This window comes from Elstera cyanobacteriorum (assembly GCF_002251735.1).
GTDB classification, from domain to species: domain Bacteria; phylum Pseudomonadota; class Alphaproteobacteria; order Elsterales; family Elsteraceae; genus Elstera; species Elstera cyanobacteriorum.
This window is the reverse complement of sequence record NZ_NOXS01000032.1, coordinates 490,600-507,452: the sequence shown is the minus strand read 5'-3', so window position 1 is coordinate 507,452 and position 16,853 is coordinate 490,600. Positions and strand designations below refer to the sequence as shown.

The 16,853-nt window shown below is 63.9% G+C and carries 15 protein-coding genes; 1 reads left to right on the top strand and 14 read right to left on the bottom strand.

Translation table 11 applies throughout. The annotated features are described in order from the left end of the window. Nucleotides 1-97 precede the first annotated feature (97 nt). The 8 genes from CHR90_RS11645 to CHR90_RS11610 form a co-directional block, all read right to left on the bottom strand. Entirely contained in the window at nt 98-811 is a 714-nt protein-coding gene (locus tag CHR90_RS11645; RefSeq protein ID WP_094409157.1) for an SDR family NAD(P)-dependent oxidoreductase, read from the bottom strand. Further along, entirely contained in the window at nt 811-2,262 is a 1,452-nt protein-coding gene (gene purF, locus CHR90_RS11640) for an amidophosphoribosyltransferase (RefSeq protein WP_094409156.1), read from the bottom strand. The genes CHR90_RS11645 and purF overlap by 1 nt, the downstream gene beginning before the upstream one ends. A 69-nt stretch (nt 2,263-2,331) precedes the next feature. Beyond that, nucleotides 2,332-3,210: a CvpA family protein gene (locus CHR90_RS11635; RefSeq protein WP_094409155.1), complete on the bottom strand. Its 879-nt coding sequence runs from the start codon at nt 3,208-3,210 to the stop codon at nt 2,332-2,334. 31 nt (nt 3,211-3,241) lie between these two features. Next, complete coding sequence (radA, locus tag CHR90_RS11630) at nt 3,242-4,651, bottom strand: DNA repair protein RadA (protein WP_094409154.1); 1,410 nt, start codon at nt 4,649-4,651, stop codon at nt 3,242-3,244. Next, nucleotides 4,651-5,427, bottom strand: coding sequence for an ABC transporter ATP-binding protein (locus CHR90_RS11625; RefSeq protein ID WP_094409153.1), 777 nt, complete (start codon nt 5,425-5,427; stop codon nt 4,651-4,653). The genes radA and CHR90_RS11625 overlap by 1 nt, the downstream gene beginning before the upstream one ends. Next, nucleotides 5,424-6,197, bottom strand: a complete 774-nt coding sequence (locus CHR90_RS11620; protein WP_229671473.1) for an MlaE family ABC transporter permease — start codon at nt 6,195-6,197, stop codon at nt 5,424-5,426. Before CHR90_RS11620 ends, CHR90_RS11625 begins: the two co-directional genes overlap by 4 nt. A 3-nt stretch (nt 6,198-6,200) precedes the next feature. Then, nucleotides 6,201-7,268 (bottom strand): alanine racemase, encoded by a 1,068-nt coding sequence (gene alr, locus CHR90_RS11615; protein WP_094409151.1) that lies wholly within the window; start codon nt 7,266-7,268, stop codon nt 6,201-6,203. Between the two features lie 121 nt (nt 7,269-7,389). Beyond that, nucleotides 7,390-7,821 carry an Lrp/AsnC family transcriptional regulator gene (locus CHR90_RS11610; RefSeq protein ID WP_170941379.1) on the bottom strand — a complete coding sequence of 144 codons (432 nt, stop codon included), beginning with the start codon at nt 7,819-7,821 and terminating at the stop codon, nt 7,390-7,392. Nucleotides 7,822-7,938: 117 nt separating this feature from the next. Here CHR90_RS11610 and CHR90_RS11605 point away from each other — a divergent pair, with 117 nt between their 5' ends. Further along, the gene (locus tag CHR90_RS11605) at nt 7,939-9,213 is read left to right on the top strand and encodes an APC family permease (protein ID WP_094409149.1); all 1,275 of its coding nucleotides are present in this window, start codon (nt 7,939-7,941) and stop codon (nt 9,211-9,213) included. Between the two features lie 6 nt (nt 9,214-9,219). On the opposite strand, the gene CHR90_RS11600 is transcribed toward CHR90_RS11605, so the two are convergent. From CHR90_RS11600 to CHR90_RS11575, 6 genes are all read right to left on the bottom strand, one after another. Continuing rightward, nucleotides 9,220-9,882 (bottom strand): protein phosphatase CheZ, encoded by a 663-nt coding sequence (locus CHR90_RS11600; protein WP_094409148.1) that lies wholly within the window; start codon nt 9,880-9,882, stop codon nt 9,220-9,222. A gap of 138 nt (nt 9,883-10,020) precedes the next feature. Then, nucleotides 10,021-12,534: an EAL domain-containing response regulator gene (locus CHR90_RS11595; protein ID WP_094409147.1), complete on the bottom strand. Its 2,514-nt coding sequence runs from the start codon at nt 12,532-12,534 to the stop codon at nt 10,021-10,023. A gap of 148 nt (nt 12,535-12,682) precedes the next feature. Beyond that, nucleotides 12,683-13,618 carry a 2-hydroxyacid dehydrogenase gene (locus CHR90_RS11590; protein WP_094409146.1) on the bottom strand — a complete coding sequence of 312 codons (936 nt, stop codon included), beginning with the start codon at nt 13,616-13,618 and terminating at the stop codon, nt 12,683-12,685. 114 nt (nt 13,619-13,732) lie between these two features. Further along, the gene (locus CHR90_RS11585; protein WP_212668671.1) at nt 13,733-14,503 is read right to left on the bottom strand and encodes an ATP-binding cassette domain-containing protein; all 771 of its coding nucleotides are present in this window, start codon (nt 14,501-14,503) and stop codon (nt 13,733-13,735) included. Beyond that, nucleotides 14,500-15,615, bottom strand: a complete 1,116-nt coding sequence (locus CHR90_RS11580; protein ID WP_229671436.1) for an ABC transporter permease — start codon at nt 15,613-15,615, stop codon at nt 14,500-14,502. The genes CHR90_RS11585 and CHR90_RS11580 overlap by 4 nt, the downstream gene beginning before the upstream one ends. Before the next feature lie 125 nt (nt 15,616-15,740). Then, entirely contained in the window at nt 15,741-16,763 is a 1,023-nt protein-coding gene (locus CHR90_RS11575; protein WP_094409143.1) for a sugar ABC transporter substrate-binding protein, read from the bottom strand. Nucleotides 16,764-16,853: the final 90 nt, after the last annotated feature.

Here is a 16,853-nt window from a genome sequence, read left to right as displayed (position 1 = left end):
AGGGCGCATGGTTTACAGGAGGGGACTGGAAAAGAAAAAGGGATTCTCACGGGGCAAGCCCCGTGAGTGGGGGCCAGGGGGAAACCCCCTGGGTCCGCTAGGCCCGCAGAATTTCGCCGTTTCGGTGGCAGTCCGCGCGCGCGAGATCGAGGTACAGCGGCGCCACGCTCTCCGGCGTCGCCAAAGCGGCAGCGTCTTCGCCCGGGAAACCTTCGGCGCGCAGGCGGGTCGCTACCGTGCCGGGATCGACGCAGTTCACCCGCAACTTGGTCTTGGCGTTCTCAAGGGCGTAGGTCTGCATCAAACTGAGCAGGGCAGCCTTGCTGGCGGCATAGGGGCCGGTGAAATGCTCCGGCGTGGCTGTGCCCGGTCCGCCGACCGTCGCGATCACCCGTCCGGCGTCGGAGGCCCGCAGCAGCGGGTCACAGGCGCGGATCAGCCGCCAGGGCGCCATGAAGTTCACCGCCACCAGTTTTTCGAAAATTTTCGGCTTCTGGTGCCCGACTGGCGAGAACCCGCCGAGCGCCCCGGCGTTCATCACCAGCACATCGAGCCGCCCGAAGCGTTCGGCCAGGGCATAGCCCAATTGATCGATCTTATCGCCATCGGCCAGATCGAGCGGCAGCAGGGTCGCCCCCGGATGCCCGGCGGCGCGGATGGCATCATCCACCTCCTCAAGCCCACCGACCGACCGGCCGATGAGCACGACCTGCGCGCCCTCCGCCGCGAACAGTTTTGCAACGGCGGCGCCAATGCCGCGCGACGCGCCGGTGATCAGCGCGATGCGGCCCGCAAGCATTCCCTTGGTCATTATTCGGCCAGCACGCTCACGCGGTCATCGCTGGTCCCGTCGGTGAAATCGATCAGCGGGATCGGGTAATCGCCGGTGAAGCAGGCATCGCAGAAGCCCGGATCGCGGCTATTGCGCCCCTCGGGCTTGCCCATCGCGCGGTACATGCCGTCGATGGTGACGAAGGCTAGGCTATCGGCGCCGATGAACTTGGTCATCGCTTCGATATCCATCTGGCTCGCCAGCAGTTTCTCCCGACGCGGAGTATCGACGCCATAGAAGCAGCTATGGGTCGTCGGCGGCGAGGCGATGCGCATATGCACCTCCGTCGCCCCGGCGGCGCGCACCATTTCGACGATCTTGGTCGAGGTGGTGCCGCGCACGATGCTATCGTCCACCAGCACCACGCGCTTGCCTTCGATATGGGCGCGGTTGGCGTTGTGCTTCAGCTTGACGCCCAAATGGCGGATCTGATCGGTCGGCTCGATGAAGGTGCGACCGACATAATGGTTGCGGATAATCCCGAGTTCGAAGGGGATGCCCGCTTCATTGGCATAGCCGAGCGCGGCGGGAACGCCCGAATCCGGCACCGGAATAATCACATCGGCATCCACCCCGGCTTCGCGCGCCAATTCGGCACCAATGCGCTTGCGGGCGTCGTAGACGGAGGTGCCTTCGACGATGCTATCGGGCCGGGCGAAATAAATATGCTCGAAAATGCAGAAGCGGCGGCTGGCCTTGGGGAAGGGGTGGCGGCTGGTCAGCCCGTCGCGGGTGACGATGACCATTTCCCCCGGTTCGACATCGCGGATGAAATCGGCACCGAGAATATCGAGCGCACAGGTTTCCGACGCCATCACATAGGCATCGCCCAAGCGGCCCAGCACCAGCGGGCGCACACCATTGGGGTCGCGCACGCCGACGATGCCATCGTCCATCAGCCCGACGAAGGAATAGGCGCCATTAATCTGGCGCAGCGCGTCGATCAGCCGGTCCACGACGGCGGTAGCGAGGGCGGTGGCGATCAGATGCACCACCACTTCGGTATCGGTCGTCGATTGGAACAGCGAGCCGCGTTCCACCAAGCGGCGGCGCAGGGCCTGATTATTGGTCAGATTGCCGTTATGGGCGATGGCAAAGCCGCCGATGGCGAGATCGGCGAACAGCGGCTGAACATTGCGCAGCAGCGTATCGCCGGTCGTAGCATAGCGCGTATGGCCGATAGCGGCATGGCCGTTCAATCGGCCAATAACGTCCGGCTGGGCGAAGGTTTCGCCAACATGGCCGAGCGCGCGATGGGCGTTGAATTGGGTACCGTCAAACGCGACGATCCCGGCGGCTTCCTGACCGCGATGCTGCAAAGCGTGGAGGCCGAGCGCGGTATGGGCGGCGGCGTCCGGCGTGCCATAGATGGCGAAGACCCCGCATTCCTCCCGCAGCTTGTCGTCGTCAAACGGATGCGTCGTGAGCATGTGCGGGCAACCCTTTTCTAAAGCAAGGCTGACCCCGGCGCGGCCACCGGGGCAATGGCTGGCGCCTCTTTACTGCTTATTTTTGAACAATGCATCAATCGCGTTGCGTTGCTGATCGTCATACCCGGTCCCCGCTTTTGCGGGGGCTTGTCCCGCCGCTGGGGCGGGGGCCTGAGTTTGCGCCGGTTTCTGGCCTTGCGGCGCCGACGGCGGGGCCGGGGCAGGCGCTGGTTTTACCGGCGCAGCACCCGCTGGGGCGGCAGGCTGTGGTACGATCGCGGGCGGCACGGCAGGAGCGGGAGCGGCTTGCGGCGCCGGTTGCGCGGGGGCCGGCGTTGGGGCCGCTGGGGCCGGGGCACCGCTGGGCGGGGCGGTGAGGGTTTGTAGATTGCGCTGAATTTCCAGCAGGGCTTCCCCCTGGCGGCGTTTTTCTTCCAGCGCGCGGGCAGCTTCTTCCGACTGATCGCGTGGCACGAAGACGGCGACCATATCGGCGCCGCGCTGGATTAGCGGATAGGTCTTCGCCTGCGCCAGCCACTCGGGCGGCGGGGCGTTCTTATTCATCAGTTGCGCACCGAGGAAATAGACCACCGAAATCAGCAGCGCACCGCGCGCCAAGCCGAAGACGAAGCCTAGGGACCGGTCGAGCGCATTCAGGCTGGTATCCTTGATCATGTTCGACAGCGCGCCGCTGACGATGGACAGGATGATCAGCGCGACCAGAAAGATAACGACCCAGGAGCCGTATTTGGCGATCACCTCCATGCCGATGAGATCCATAGCGATCCCCATCGTCATCGGCTGGACCTGCATGGCGATGAAGGCGGCGCCGATCCAGGCGGCAATCCCCAGCGCTTCCCGCACGAAGCCGCGCAGAAAGGCGAGCACCCCCGAAATTAGCACCACGATCACAACCGCGATGTCGGTCATATGAAAGCCGCCGTCCATTCTACTCCTCTCGGACCCGTTCTGGTTCCTTTTACGGCAGCTTGCGCCGCCATGTATTGTCTTCCGCCGGGGCGAGGCGTTCCACAAGCTCCGCCAGCCGGTCGATCTCGGTCAGCGTTAGTCCGCTCGACCCTTGCGCAGCCCCCGCCCGGCGCGCCGGGATCAAAGCCCGCCCAAAGCCCAAGCGCAAGGCTTCCTTCAGCCGCGCATCGGTTTGACCGACTTGCCGAACCTCGCCCGCTAGCCCGACTTCGCCAAACACCACCATATCCGGCGGTACCGGTTCCCCGGAATAGGCGGAAACCAGCGCGGCGGCAACTGCCAGATCCGCCGCCGGTTCGGAAATCCGCAACCCGCCCGCAACGTTCAGGTACACATCCTGCGCGCCGATGGATAGGCCGCAGCGTGCATCCAGCACCGCCATCACCATCGCAAGCCGCCCGCTATCCCAGCCGACGACGGCGCGGCGTGGTGTACCGAAGCTGGTGGGGGCGACCAGCGCCTGGATTTCCACCAGCACCGGGCGCGTGCCCTCCATACCTGCGAAAACCGCCGCGCCCGATACATTGTCCCGCCGTTCGGCCAAAAATAAGGCAGAGGGGTTCGGCACTTCCGATAGGCCCCGGTCGGTCATCTCGAAAACGCCGATTTCGTCGGTCGGGCCGAAGCGGTTCTTCACCGCGCGCAGAATGCGGAACTGGTGACCGCGCTCGCCTTCGAAATACAGCACCGTATCGACCATATGTTCCAGCACGCGCGGCCCGGCGATGGCGCCTTCCTTGGTGACATGGCCTACCAGGATCAGCGCGAAGCCGCGCTTCTTGGCGGCGCGGATCAATTCCTGGGCGCAGGCGCGCACTTGGCCGACCGTGCCGGGGGCGCTGTCCAGCGCATCGAGATACATGGTCTGGATCGAATCGATGACCACCACATCGGGCGGGTTATCGGTTTCCAGCGCCGGAAGAATATCGCGCAGGGCGGTGGCGGAGGCGAGGGCGACGGGCGCCGCCGAAATCCCCAGGCGGCCCGCGCGCAAGCGCACCTGATCGACGGCTTCTTCGCCGGAGATATAGGCGCAGCGCGCCCCGGTTTCGGCCAAGCGGGCGACAAGCTGGGTGAGCAAGGTTGATTTGCCGATGCCGGGATCGCCGCCGATGAGAATGGCGGAGCCGGGAACGATACCGCCGCCGGTTACCCGGTCTAACTCGCCAATCCCGCTGGGGCGGCGCGGGGCGGGGGCGGAGGAACCGTGGAGATCGACGAAATCAAGCCCGCCGCCGCGCGTCCGAGGCGCCGAAGCGCCCTTCTTGCCGCCCACCGGCGGCGGGGCCGATTCTTCGACCAGCGTGTTCCATTCGCCGCAGGCGGTGCATTGCCCCTGCCATTTCGCGTAAAAGGCCCCGCAGGACTGGCAGACGTAATGGCTGCCGCCGCGCGCCATCAGGCGCTCCGCACTTGCAGGGCGATCGGCCCGTCGGCGCGGCCGTGGATGAATTGGTCCACATAAGCATTGCCCGACTGATCAAGCTCGCCAATCGGCCCACACCAGATGAATTGCCCCTGATAGATCATCGCCACCTGATCGGCGATATGGCGCACGCTGGTCATATCGTGGGTGATGGTGACGGCGGTAGCGCCGAGATCGGCGACGCATTGGCGGATCAGATCGTTGATCACCCCGGCCATGATTGGATCAAGCCCAGTGGTTGGTTCGTCGAAGAACAGAATTTCCGGCTCGCGGGCGATGGCACGGGCGAGGCCGACGCGCTTTTGCATCCCACCCGACAGTTCTGCCGGGAAAAGATCGGCGACATCGGGGCCAAGGCCGACCTGTCCCAGCTTCTGCACCGCAATCGGTTTTGCGTCGCGCGCGCTCATCCGTTCGCCCTGCATTAGCCCGAAGGCGACATTTTCCCAGACCCTTAGACTGTCGAACAGGGCGCCACCTTGGAACAGCATGCCGATCTTTTGGCGAATGTCGCGGCGGCTGCGCGGGCCTTCCTTCAGAATATCGACGCCGTCGATTTCGATGCGGCCCGCATCGGGTTCGATCAGCCCCAGGATGCACTTCAGCAGCACCGACTTGCCGGTGCCCGAGCCGCCGATGATGACCGTGCTTTGCCCGCGCGGCACCAGAAGATCGGCCCCGCGCAGCACATGCTTGCGCCCGAAACTCTTGCTGACGCCGCGCGCGGCGATCTTGTAGTCGGCGCTCATTTTGCGAAAAACGCCTCCGTCAGCAGATAGTCGAAGACCAGAATGAGGATGGAGGCCGAGACGACGGCATTGGTGGTGGCCGACCCGACGCCTTGGGCGCCGCGCCCGGAATAGAAACCGTGGTAGCAGCCCATCAGCGTGACGGTAAAGCCGAAGACGGCAGCTTTGACGAGGCCCGAGAAGACATCCTCGAAGGTCAGATAATTCATCGTTGCCTGAAGATAGGCGGCCCCGTTGAAGCCCAGCTTCTGCACCCCGATCAGCCAGCCGCCCATGACGCCGATGATATCGCCGATGGCGACCAGCGGCGGCAGCGCCAAGGTTCCGGCCAAGAGGCGCGGCGCGACGAGATATTTCATCGGCGGGGTGGAGAGGGTATCGAGCGCGTCGATCTGCTCGGTCACGCGCATCGTGCCAAGCTCCGCCGCCATCGCCGCGCCAACGCGGCCTGCCACCATCAACCCGGCCATCACTGGCCCCAGTTCACGGGTGATCGCTAGCACCAGCAGATTGGCAATCGTGCTTTCGGCGTTGAACTGCGCAAAGCCCGTGTAGCCCTGCAGGGCCAGCACCATGCCGGTAAACAGCGTCGTTAGCCCAACGACCGGCAGCGAGTAATAGCCGATTTCCAGCAGTTGTTTCAGAAACTGCCGCCCATAGAAGGGCGGGCGCAGCCAATGGCTCACCGCTTCAAGGGCAAACAGCGTCACCCGGCCACAGGTGGCGAAAAAGGCGAGGGCAAAGCGCCCGAGCGGCGTCAGCAGCGGCATCATCTACCCGATATACTGGCGCACGGCGCGGCGGCCGATGCTGGTGAGAATCTCGTACCCCAGCGTGCCGCCATCGGCCCCGGCGGTGTCGATGTCGCGGTTCGGGCCGAGGATTTCGATCTGCGCCCCCGGCACCGCCTCCGGCAAGGCCGTCACGTCCAGAGTGATCAAATCCATCGAGACGCGCCCGACGACCGGGGCGGGTTTGCCGTTCAGCCAGAAGGTTGCGCCTGCGGTCACGCGCGGGATGCCGTCGGCATACCCATAAGGAATTGTGGCGATGCGCGCCGGGGCGGGGGCATGCCAGCGCGACCCATAACCGACCGGGCGCCCGGCCTCCACATCCCGCACTTGGATAATCGGCGTCGTCAAAGTCACGGTGCGCTGCATCGGGTTGGGTTTGCCCGGGACGGGATTGCCGCCATAAAGGGCATAGCCGGGGCGCAGCAGATCGAAATGCGCGTCCGGCCCCAGAAAAATCCCAGAGGAGGCGGCGAGCGAGCCGGGCACCCCCGGAAGCTGCTGCATCGCCGCGCTGAACCGGTCAATCTGAAGGCGGTTCAAGGCCTCCTGCGGTTCGTCGGCGCGGGCGAAATGGCTGATCAGCAGCCCGAAATTACGGCGGCGCAGGTCGGGCAGCAACGCGTCGAATTCTGTGGCTTCAAGACCGACGCGGCTCATCCCCGTATCGATTTGCAGTATCGCCGGATGCTCCGGCTGCCAGTCGGCGATTTGCTGCGGCGTGTTGAGGACCGGCAGCAGATCATGGGCCAGAAACTCCGCCTGCTCGCCCGGCAGTAGCCCATTCAGCACGCCGATACTGGGTTTGGCGTTGGGGAAGCGCTCGGTCAGCCCGGCCCGCAGGATGATTGCTTCGGCCAGATGGGCGACGAAAAACCGCGTGCAGCCCGCCGCGAGAAAGGCCGAGGCCGCTTCAACCGCGCCCAGCCCATAGCCATCGGCCTTCACCACGGCGGCGCAATGCCCGTGCGCGGCTTGCCCGGCCAAAAAGCGCCAGTTGGCGGCCAGGGCGGAACGGTCGATGGTCAGCAGCGTCGCGGGGGTCGGCATTCAGACGGTGTTCCCAGGAATGAAACGAGGGTACATCTGGTCTTGCCGCAGCGCACCCGCCGCAACCCTAGCAGCCCCGCGTTTGAAAGCAAGATCGCTCACGCCCGCAGACAGGCTTGTTTCACGCGCCCCCGGGCCGATCGACCCAGCGGTTGAGGACGAGCGCGGTGGTGACGCGCAAAACGCCGGGCATTTTTTCCACCTGCTCGCGCACGCGGGCGAGGGCGTCGGTCGAGGCGGTTTCGGTATATATCAGCAAATCTTCGTCGCCGGTGATGCTATGAGCGAACAGAACTTCGGGCATAGCGCGCAAGGCGCCTTGCAGTTTATAACAGTTTTCGGACATTTTAACGATGAGATAGGCCTGAACCGCGCCAGGGGCAGTGGCGCCGGTTATGACGGTGAAGCCTCGGATCACGCCGTCGCGCTGCAACCGGTCGAGCCGTTCTTGCACACTGGAGCGGGCAAGGCCGACGCGCTTGGCCAGCGTCGTCGTCGGCATACGCCCATCGCCGCGCAAAAGGGTCAGCAACTGCCGGTCGATCTCGTCCATCCTGCCCTTCATCCCGTCAAACTGCCGGGCATTCCGCCATCTTGCCGGGGCGATTTCCGGCAGGGCGATGCGCCATCTTTCTGTCGTATATCGGGTTTTTCGGTAGGAGAAAACAGCATGTCCGTTCACGAACCGGCCTGCGGGGCGGATGCTCCCAGCCTGCGGCCCAGCTTGGGGGTGGTGCAGGGGATCGGGGTTGCCTTGAGCATGGTGGTGGGCAGCGGGCTATTGATCCTGCCGGGCATCGGTGTTGGTCTCGTCGGGGCGGCGGCGATCCATGCTTGGTGGATCAATGCGCTGCTGACTCTGCCGCTGCTCCTGCTCTTCGCCAAGCTCGGCGCGCGCTATCCCACGGCGGGCGGCGTGGCCGGATTTGCCGAAGCCGCTTTCGGTTATCGCGCCGGCCGGGCGACGGAAGCGCTGCTGATCGGCGCCTGTTTACCGGGGGCGGCGGCGATCGGGCTCAGCGGCGGGTCGTATATTGCCGCCTTCTTCGGTCTGCCGCCGAGCGCGGAAACCTGGGTTGGGTTGGCGGTGCTGGCGGTGGCTACCCTGGTGAACCTCGGCGGCGCCCAGATCGCCGGATCGGTGCAATCGCTGATGACCTTCGGCCTGATCGCGTTATTGGGCGTGCTGGCTGCCGTCGCGCTGGCCGGGCCGCAGGTGGATATTGCCGCCGGGCTGACGGCCGCCTCCCCACTCGCCGCCCTGCCTGCCCTGGGGGCCTTATTCTTTGCTTTCACTGGCTGGGAGTTGTTTTGCTCGACGGCGGAGGAGTTTCGCCAGCCGCGCCGCGATTTTCCGTTGGCCCTGGCGGGGGCGTTTTTGGCGATGCTGGTGCTCTACGTCGGCATTGCCTTGGCGGTGCAGCTTCGGCTCGATCCCAGCGATCCCGCCCTATTGCGGGCGCCGGTGGCGGCGTTGGCGGGCAATCTGTTCGGCCCTTGGGCGGAAAAGACCGTGGCTGCCCTGGGGGCAACCATGATCCTGCTGGCGCTGATCGGCGGCCTGTGGGGGGCGTCCCGGCTAATTTTCTCGGCGGCGCGGGAAGGGCTGTTGCCCCAGGCGCTTAGCCGCGTTGGCCCCTCGGGCGTGCCGCGTCGGGCGGTGCTGACCTTCGGCCTGCTGGCGGTTGCCTCATTGCTGACGGCGCGGCTGATGGGCTGGAACACGGCGATGCTGTTCGAACTGTCCGCGCAAAACTTCCTCGGCGGCTATCTCGCCGCGCTGCTCGCCGGGTTACGGTTGCTGAAAGGCCTTCCGGCCCGCTTGGCGCTCGTGGGGCTGACGCTTGGCTTTGGCGCCTTCCTCGGCAGTTTCGGCGCGACCCTGGCCTATGCCGCGCTCAGCCTCGGGCTTGGTTATTGGCTGGCGCCCAGCAAGCGGGGCTAGCCGCGCTTAGCGGAAGAAATCGTCGATTTCATTCTGGCTGACGGCGGCGCCCGGAAGCTGCGGGCCGTTCAGCAGATCGGTTTCATCGTCGGCGGTGGCCCGCTCTTCCTCGCGGGCCTTTTCCGTCATCTGGCCGATTTCGCTGGTGCCCCAGATGCGGATCATATTTTCGATGCGGGTTTCGATATAGGTCAGCATGCGCACGATCTTGCGGATGCGCTGGCCGGTAATATCTTGGAAGTTGCACGATTCGTAGATCGTGATGACTTCATTGTTGATCTCGGTGATCTTGGCAGCGCGTTCTTCCGCGTCCTCGAGTTCGCGCAGCTCGGCGGCCTTGGCGTCGATATTTTCCGCCGCCGTCATGATATTGTTGGTCGCGTCTTCGGTCTGTTTGACCACCGCGTCCAGCTCGAAGTTTGCCGATTGGAAGTTGCCGCCGTCGGTCTGCACCGAGATGAGGGCGATTTCCCGCTTGGTGTTGAGGATGTGCTTCGACAGTTCCTCAAGTTCCCGCGCGAGGTGTTTGGCTTCCTCGAATTTTTTTTCGTTGATCGTCAGCGCAGCGACCTTGAGCGTATCGCGGAATTCCGAAAATTCCCGATGCAGTCCCGTCCCGATTTGCAGCAGGGCGCGAAGGACATCTTCGTTCGTAATGTTCCGGCTCATTCTCTCTGCCTTCTTCGGCCTTCTGCCGCTAGTGTTTGCGCTGCACACAGACCCTGGACGCTACGCCACGCGGCCGTAATTCCGTAAGATCATACGGCACACCGGGCGAACGCGCATCCCGATTATTACACAATCAGGTTAAATGCTTGCTTCAGTTTCTTCTCGCGCAGGGGAAAGCAGTTTTTCGATCGTATCGGCATCGCGCGGGCGACCGAAGTGATACCCCTGACCATACATGCAGCCAAGCTGGGCAAGGCGGATAACGTCATTGGCGGTTTCCACCCCTTCGGCGATCACTTCGCAGCCAAGGCCCCGACCAAGCTCGGCGATCATGCGAATGATCAAGCCGTTTTCCGGGCGCTGGCGCATGGCGCGCACAAAGGATTGATCGATCTTGACCGCATCGAAGCGGAATTGATGCAGGTAGGAGAGGGAGCTATAGCCCGTGCCGAAATCGTCGATGGCAAGCCGCAGGCCCATCGCCTTCAGGCGGCTTAGGATCGAGAGCATCTTATCGACATCGTCGAGAACGACGCTTTCGGTAATCTCCAGCTTTAGCGCATCGGCGGGGGTGCCTTCGCGGGCCAGAACCTCCGCCACGCGCTCGACGAAGTCCGGCTCCTGCATCTGGACGCCCGAGACGTTGACGTTGATGAACAGCCGTCCGGCGTCCGGCAGCAGGCGCCGCCAATGGTTGACCTGACGGCAGGCCTGTTCCAGCGCGAACAGGCCCATCGGCACGATCAGCTTACTTTCTTCCGCCAGTGGGATGAAGCGGATCGGCGGCACCATCCCCATGCCGGGGTGTTGCCAGCGCATCAGCGACTCAAACCCGACCAAGCGCCCCGACTGAAGATCGATGATCGGCTGATAATGCAGTTGTAACTGCCCGCCCGCCTCGATGGCCGCGCGCAGGTCGCGTTCCATCGCGAGCGGATCAAACTCTTCGTCCCGCCCATCGGCGGAGAAGAGGGCGACGCCTTTTTCGGCATCGAGGCCCGGGCGATTGAGCGCGCGCGACGCATCGCGCAGCAGCTCTTCCGCCCGCTGGTTGCCGTTGGGCGTGGCGGCGCCGATCCGGGCCGTCACATAGATCGCTGGTGCCCCCGGCAACTCGATGACCGGTTTTAGGGCCGTGTGGATCGCAAGCGCACGGTGGCCGATCGTGTCGTTGTCGGTCATGCCTTGCAGCAGAAAGCCGAAGCTGGCGCCCTCTAGCCGGGCCAAAGTGTCAGACGCAACGACGGTCTGACCCAGCCGGTCGCCGATTTCACGCAGAAGCCGGTCGGCCTGGGTCGGCGTGAGCGAGTTGGCGAGGCTGGCGAAGCGGTTCACCTCCACCACCATTACGGCGCAATCGGCAATGGTGCCATCGGAGCGGCGCAGGGTTTGCGCCAGACGGTCGAGGAAAAGCGCGCGGTTGGGCAGGCCCGTGGTGGCGTCATAAAAGGCATCGTGCAGCACTTGCTGCTCGGCCTGTTTGCGCTCGGTAATGTCGGATTGCGAACCAACGATGCGGACGGCCCGTGCGGTCAGCGGGTCGCGGATCGTCAGCCCATGACAGAGCATCCAGCGTTCCGATCCATCGGTGTGGCGGATGCGATATTCGATCTGGAAGGGTTCTTCTTCGGTCGCGATTTGCGCCTCAACGGCGGCTTGCAGCCAGATCAGATCGTCGGGATTGACGCGGCTGAACCATTCGTCCGGGTCGGTACCAACCTCGGCCGGGGTGCAGCCGATCATTTCTTTCCAGCGCGGGGTGAACAGAATGGAATTGGTGCGAACATCCCAATCCCACAGCCCATCCTTGGCGGCCATAATGGCGAGGGCATAGCGTTCCTCGCTCGACCGTAGCGCCTCTTCGGCTTCTTTGCGCGCGGTGATATCGGATTGCGACCCGGCCATGCGGGTGGCCCGCCCATTCTCGCCGCCGCCCAACGCGGTCCCCCGGCACAGAACCCAACGGGTCGCGCCATTAGCATCGCGCACCCGATACTCGATCTTAAAATCCCGCGACGGGTTTTCGACCTGCTCTTCCAGCGTCGCATCGACCCAATCGCGGTCTTCGGGCAGAACGCAGGATAGCCAATCTTCGATCACGCAGCTTTGGCTATTGGGCGGCAGGCCCATCATATCGGCGAGGCGCGGCGAATAGCGCACCTGGCCCGAGGCGAGATCCCAATCCCACAGCCCATCGTTCGCGCCGAGGGCGATCAGGGCATAGCGTTGATCGGCGGTGATCTGGGCTTCCCGCACTTCGGCGCGGCCCGCCAACAGCATTCCCGCCGACCGCAATCGCGCGATCAATTCCGCCCGGTCAAGCGGCAGGGCAACGATATCATCATAACCGCAATCGAGCGCCCGCAGTCGGAAATCGGCCTGGCTGACGGGCGCGGCGAGCACCAGCGTCGGGATCGGCCCGCCATCGGCCCCGACCGTGTCTGGCAACGCCAAAACCTCGGCTTCTGTTTCCGGCGTTGCGGCAACGATGCAAACCCCGTCCCGCACGGGCAGGGCTCCTGCCTTGGGCAGTTTCGGCAGCACGTGCAGGGTTTGCACGGCCAAGGTTCCCGTCGCCACAACCTCTTCGACCAGCGAGAGCGTTTCGCTGGGGAAGCCGACAACCGTAAGGGGAAAGCCGGTCACGGTCATGAGTGTTGTAGGCCTTGAACCATCGTCACCTGGGAACCGATCCTGTCCTGCCGTTGCCTGAATTCAACGCAATTTCGATTAAAACTGCCCGAACTGGAAGCGGACGGCAAGGAAAACACATGCCGCAAATGCGTATAGAATAGACGGATCAGGCCGTCACCGGATGCAGCGGCGGTTTTCCGCCCAGAACGGCAGCCAGATTATCCAGCGCGCGCATGCCCATTGCGGTGCGCGTTTCGATTGTGGCGCTGCCGAGATGGGGCAGCGGGAAGACGTTGGGCAGGCTGCGATAACGCGGATCGATGGCGGGTTCGCCGGTAAAGACATCCAGCCCAGCGGCGGCAATCTGGCCGGTGCCGAGGGCGGCGATCAGCGCATCATCGTCCACCAAAGTGCCGCGCGCGGTATTGACCAAGATTGCCCCATGGGGCAATTGCGCCAGCCGGTCGGCATTCATCAGCCGGTCAGTCGCCGCCGTCGCCGGGGCGTGCAGGGACAGAACGTCGGAGATTGGCAGCAGGCTTTCCAGCGTCTCGTGATAGATCGCGCCTGCTTCTTCCGCCGGGGCAAGGCGGGTGCGGTTGTGATAATGAATCTGCATCCCGCACGCCCGCGCCCGCTGCGCCAGAGCTTGGCCGATGCGCCCCATGCCAACGATGCCCAGGCGCTTGCCGGTGATCTGCCAACCGATCAACTGCATCGGGTTCCAGCCGACCCACGTATCTTCGCGCACCATCGCTTCCCCTTCGCGGGCGCGGCGGCTGGCGGCGAGGATGAGGAGCAGGGCGATATCAGCGGTCGCCTCCGTCAGCACATCGGGCGTATTGGTGACGATCAGCCCGCGCGCTTTGGCGGCGGGGATATTGATATGATCATAGCCGACCGAAAAGGTCGCCACGACCGTGACCGAGGCGGGGAGGGCGGCGATCGCTTCCGGCGTCAGTTTGTCGCGCGGGGTGATCAGCAGGCCCGCCACCCCGTCCGGCACCGGCCCGCCGCGCACGGCGTCGAACTCCGCCGCAATCCGCGCCAGAACGGCATCGGGCATCGGCAGATCGGGAACATGAATGCGGGGGCGGGACATGGGCGGCTCCTGTGGCGAAAACGCGCGCATTTAAGCGCAGTTTCGCTCAGGGCAATAGAGGGTTAGTCCCAAACGGCGCAACGCCCCAGGCGGCCGGCCTGGGGCGGGGCAGGATCAGGCGGCCTGTGCCGTCGGTTCTTTGGCGCCGGTCATGAAGGCCACCGCATCGGCCATTGAATAATCTTTGGGCCGAATGGTGCACAGGCGCTGGCCGAGCCGATGGATATGGATGCGGTCAGCGATTTCAAACACATGGGGCATATTGTGCGAGATTAGCACAATCGGCAGACCGCGCTCGCGCACGCGCAGGATGAGGTCGAGCACACGGCGCGATTCTTTGACCCCCAGCGCGGCGGTCGGCTCGTCCATGATGACAACTTTAGAGCCGAAGGTGGCGGCCCGGGCGACGGCGATACCCTGGCGCTGACCGCCGGACAGAGTCTCGACCGGCTGGCGGATGTTTTGGATGGTCAGCAGGCCGAGGTCTGACAGCATGCCGCGTGCCTTCTGCTCCATCGCCGCGCGGTCCAGCACGCGGAAATACCGCCCGAGCGGTCCCGGTTTGCGCAGTTCCCGCCCCAGGAACATATTATCGGCAATCGACAGCGCGGGGGAGAGGGCGAGGGTCTGGTAGACCGTTGCAATCCCGGCATCCTGCGCCTCCTGCGGCGACCGGAAGCTGACCGGCACGCCATCCAGCAGGATTTCGCCCTCGTCTGGCACCAACGCCCCGGACAAGGCTTTGATCAGCGAGGATTTGCCCGCGCCATTATCACCAATGACCGCCAGAATTTCGCCCGGGTAGAGATCAAAATCGGCGTGGTTGAGGGCGACGACGCGGCCATAGCGCTTCACCAAGCCCTTTGCTTGAAGAACGGGGGTCATGCCGACACCTTTCGGATCCATTGGTCTAAGGCGACCGCGAGAATGATAAGCCAGCCAATCGCAAACATCTGCCACAGGACATCGACGCCCGACAGGCGGAGGCCCGATTGAAATACGCCGACGATCAAGGCGCCGATCAACGGCCCCAAAATCGACCCGCGCCCGCCGAAGAGGCTGATCCCGCCGATCACAACCGCCGTGATGGATTGCAGATTGCCTTCGTAAAAACTCTGTGGGCTGACGGAGCCGACGCGGCCAATCGACGCCCAGGCGCCCAGCGCACAGACAAGCCCGGCCAGAACATAAACGCTGATCAAGGTGCGGTTGGTGCGGATCCCGGCCAGTTCGGCGGCGTCTTTATCGTCGCCCACCGCATAGACGTGACGGCCCCAAGCGGTGCGGTTCAGCAGGAACCAGAGGGCGGCAAAGAGGATCGCCGTCAAAAAGACGCCGTAGGTAAACTGCGCGCCAAGGAAGCCGACCCGCTCCCCGAACCATTTCAGCAGCGGGGCGCTTTGGTCGATGTCCTGACTGCGGATCGATTGCGCGTTGGACAGCCAAAGGTTCAGCGCGAAGAGGATGTTCCAGGTGCCGAGCGTTACGATGAACGGCGGCAGCTTGAGGCGGGTGACCAGCGCCCCATTGATAAAGCCGCAGCCAACGCCAACCGCAAAGCCGATCCCAATCGCCAGCGGCGTCGGCAGCCCGACATCGATCGCGAGTTTCCCCATGATGACGGAGGAGAGAACCATGATTGCCGCGACGGACAGATCAATCCCCGCCGTCAGCACCACCAGGCTCTGCGCCGCCGCCAGAATGCCGATGATCGACACCTGCTGAAGGATCAGCGACAGGTTAAAGGGATGGAAGAACCGGTCCCCCGCAATTACACCGAACGCCAGAACGCTGAGCAGCAGCACGATGACCGGCACCATCGTCGGGTTACCGTGCAAGAAATGCTGAAGCCGCACGAGGGGGGAGGGGGCGGGTTCCAAGAATTTCGCGAAATTCTCGTTCAGCTTGCTTTCGCCGTCAGGGGGGGAAACTCGGGTCATGGTCAATCCATCGCTGGAAGCGGGCAGCCGTGCCCGTTCTGCACTAGCCTTGCTCATCGCAGGCTCCTCTGTCCCATAAAGAATGAGGGCAGGGCGATACCGGAAGCAGCCTTAGGGAAAAGGTGCGCCGGACCACCCTGCCCGGGGAGGAAGAGTATTCGGACGGTTAGAACGTTAGGGGCTTAGCCCCAGCACTTCTTCAGACCATCCTCGGACGTGATCGACGGGATGCCCGAGACGGGGGCATCGGTGATCAACTCGACGCCGGTATCGTAAAAGTCGAGACCATCGGTCGCTTTGGGTTTCTGGCCGGTCTTGGCGAAGGCTTCGATCGCTTCGATCCCCTTGGCGGCCATCAGCAGCGGGAACTGCATCGACGTGGCGCCGATCACACCTTGTTTGACGTTCCGCACGCCCGGGCAGCCGCCATCGACCGATACGATGGTGACATTCTTTTCGATCCCAAGGGCTTTCAGGGCTTCATAGGCCCCCGCTGCCGCCGGTTCGTTGATGGTATAGACCATGTTGATACTGGGGTCGCGCTGCAGCAGGTTTTCAATCGCCTTGCGCCCGCCTTCTTCGTTGCCCGCCGTCACGTCATGGCCGACGATGCGCGCATCCGTTTCGTCGCCGATCTTTTTGGGATCTTTGATGTCAATGCCGAAGCCCTTCAAGAACCCTTGATCGCGCAGATAATCGACCGACACCTGCTGGGCACTGAGATCGAGCAGGGCGATTTTCGCCGATTTGGCCTTATCGCCCATCTTGGCGGCGGCCCATTTGCCGATCAACTCGCCCGCTTTGAAATTATCGGTGGCGAACACCGCATCAGAGGCAGAGGCGGGTTCCAGCGGCGTATCGAGCGCGATCACCAAAACACCCGCTTGCCGGGCCTTCGCGACGACCGGCACCAGGGCGCGCGAGTCGGACGGGGTGATCAGAATGCCCTTGGCGCCGCCGGCGATGCAGCTTTCGACCGCCGCCACTTGGGTTTCAACGTCGCCATCCAGCTTACCGGCAAAGGTTTGCAGCGTAATCCCGCTCTTGGTCGCCGCCGCGGCCGCCCCTTCCTTCATTTTCACGAAGAATGGGTTGGTTTCCGTCTTGGTGATCAGGCAGGCCTTGGTTTGGGCCAGGGCGGCATTGCTGACCGCCATCCCGGCAACAAGGGCGCCAACGCAGGATGCAAGCGTGAGAACTTTCATATTGGGATCCTCCCGGTGGATCGATAGGCGCGCCTGTCGCGAGGCGCTGTCTCTGTTCGTTTGGACAGGGGACCTGCGTCCCCTCTCGAC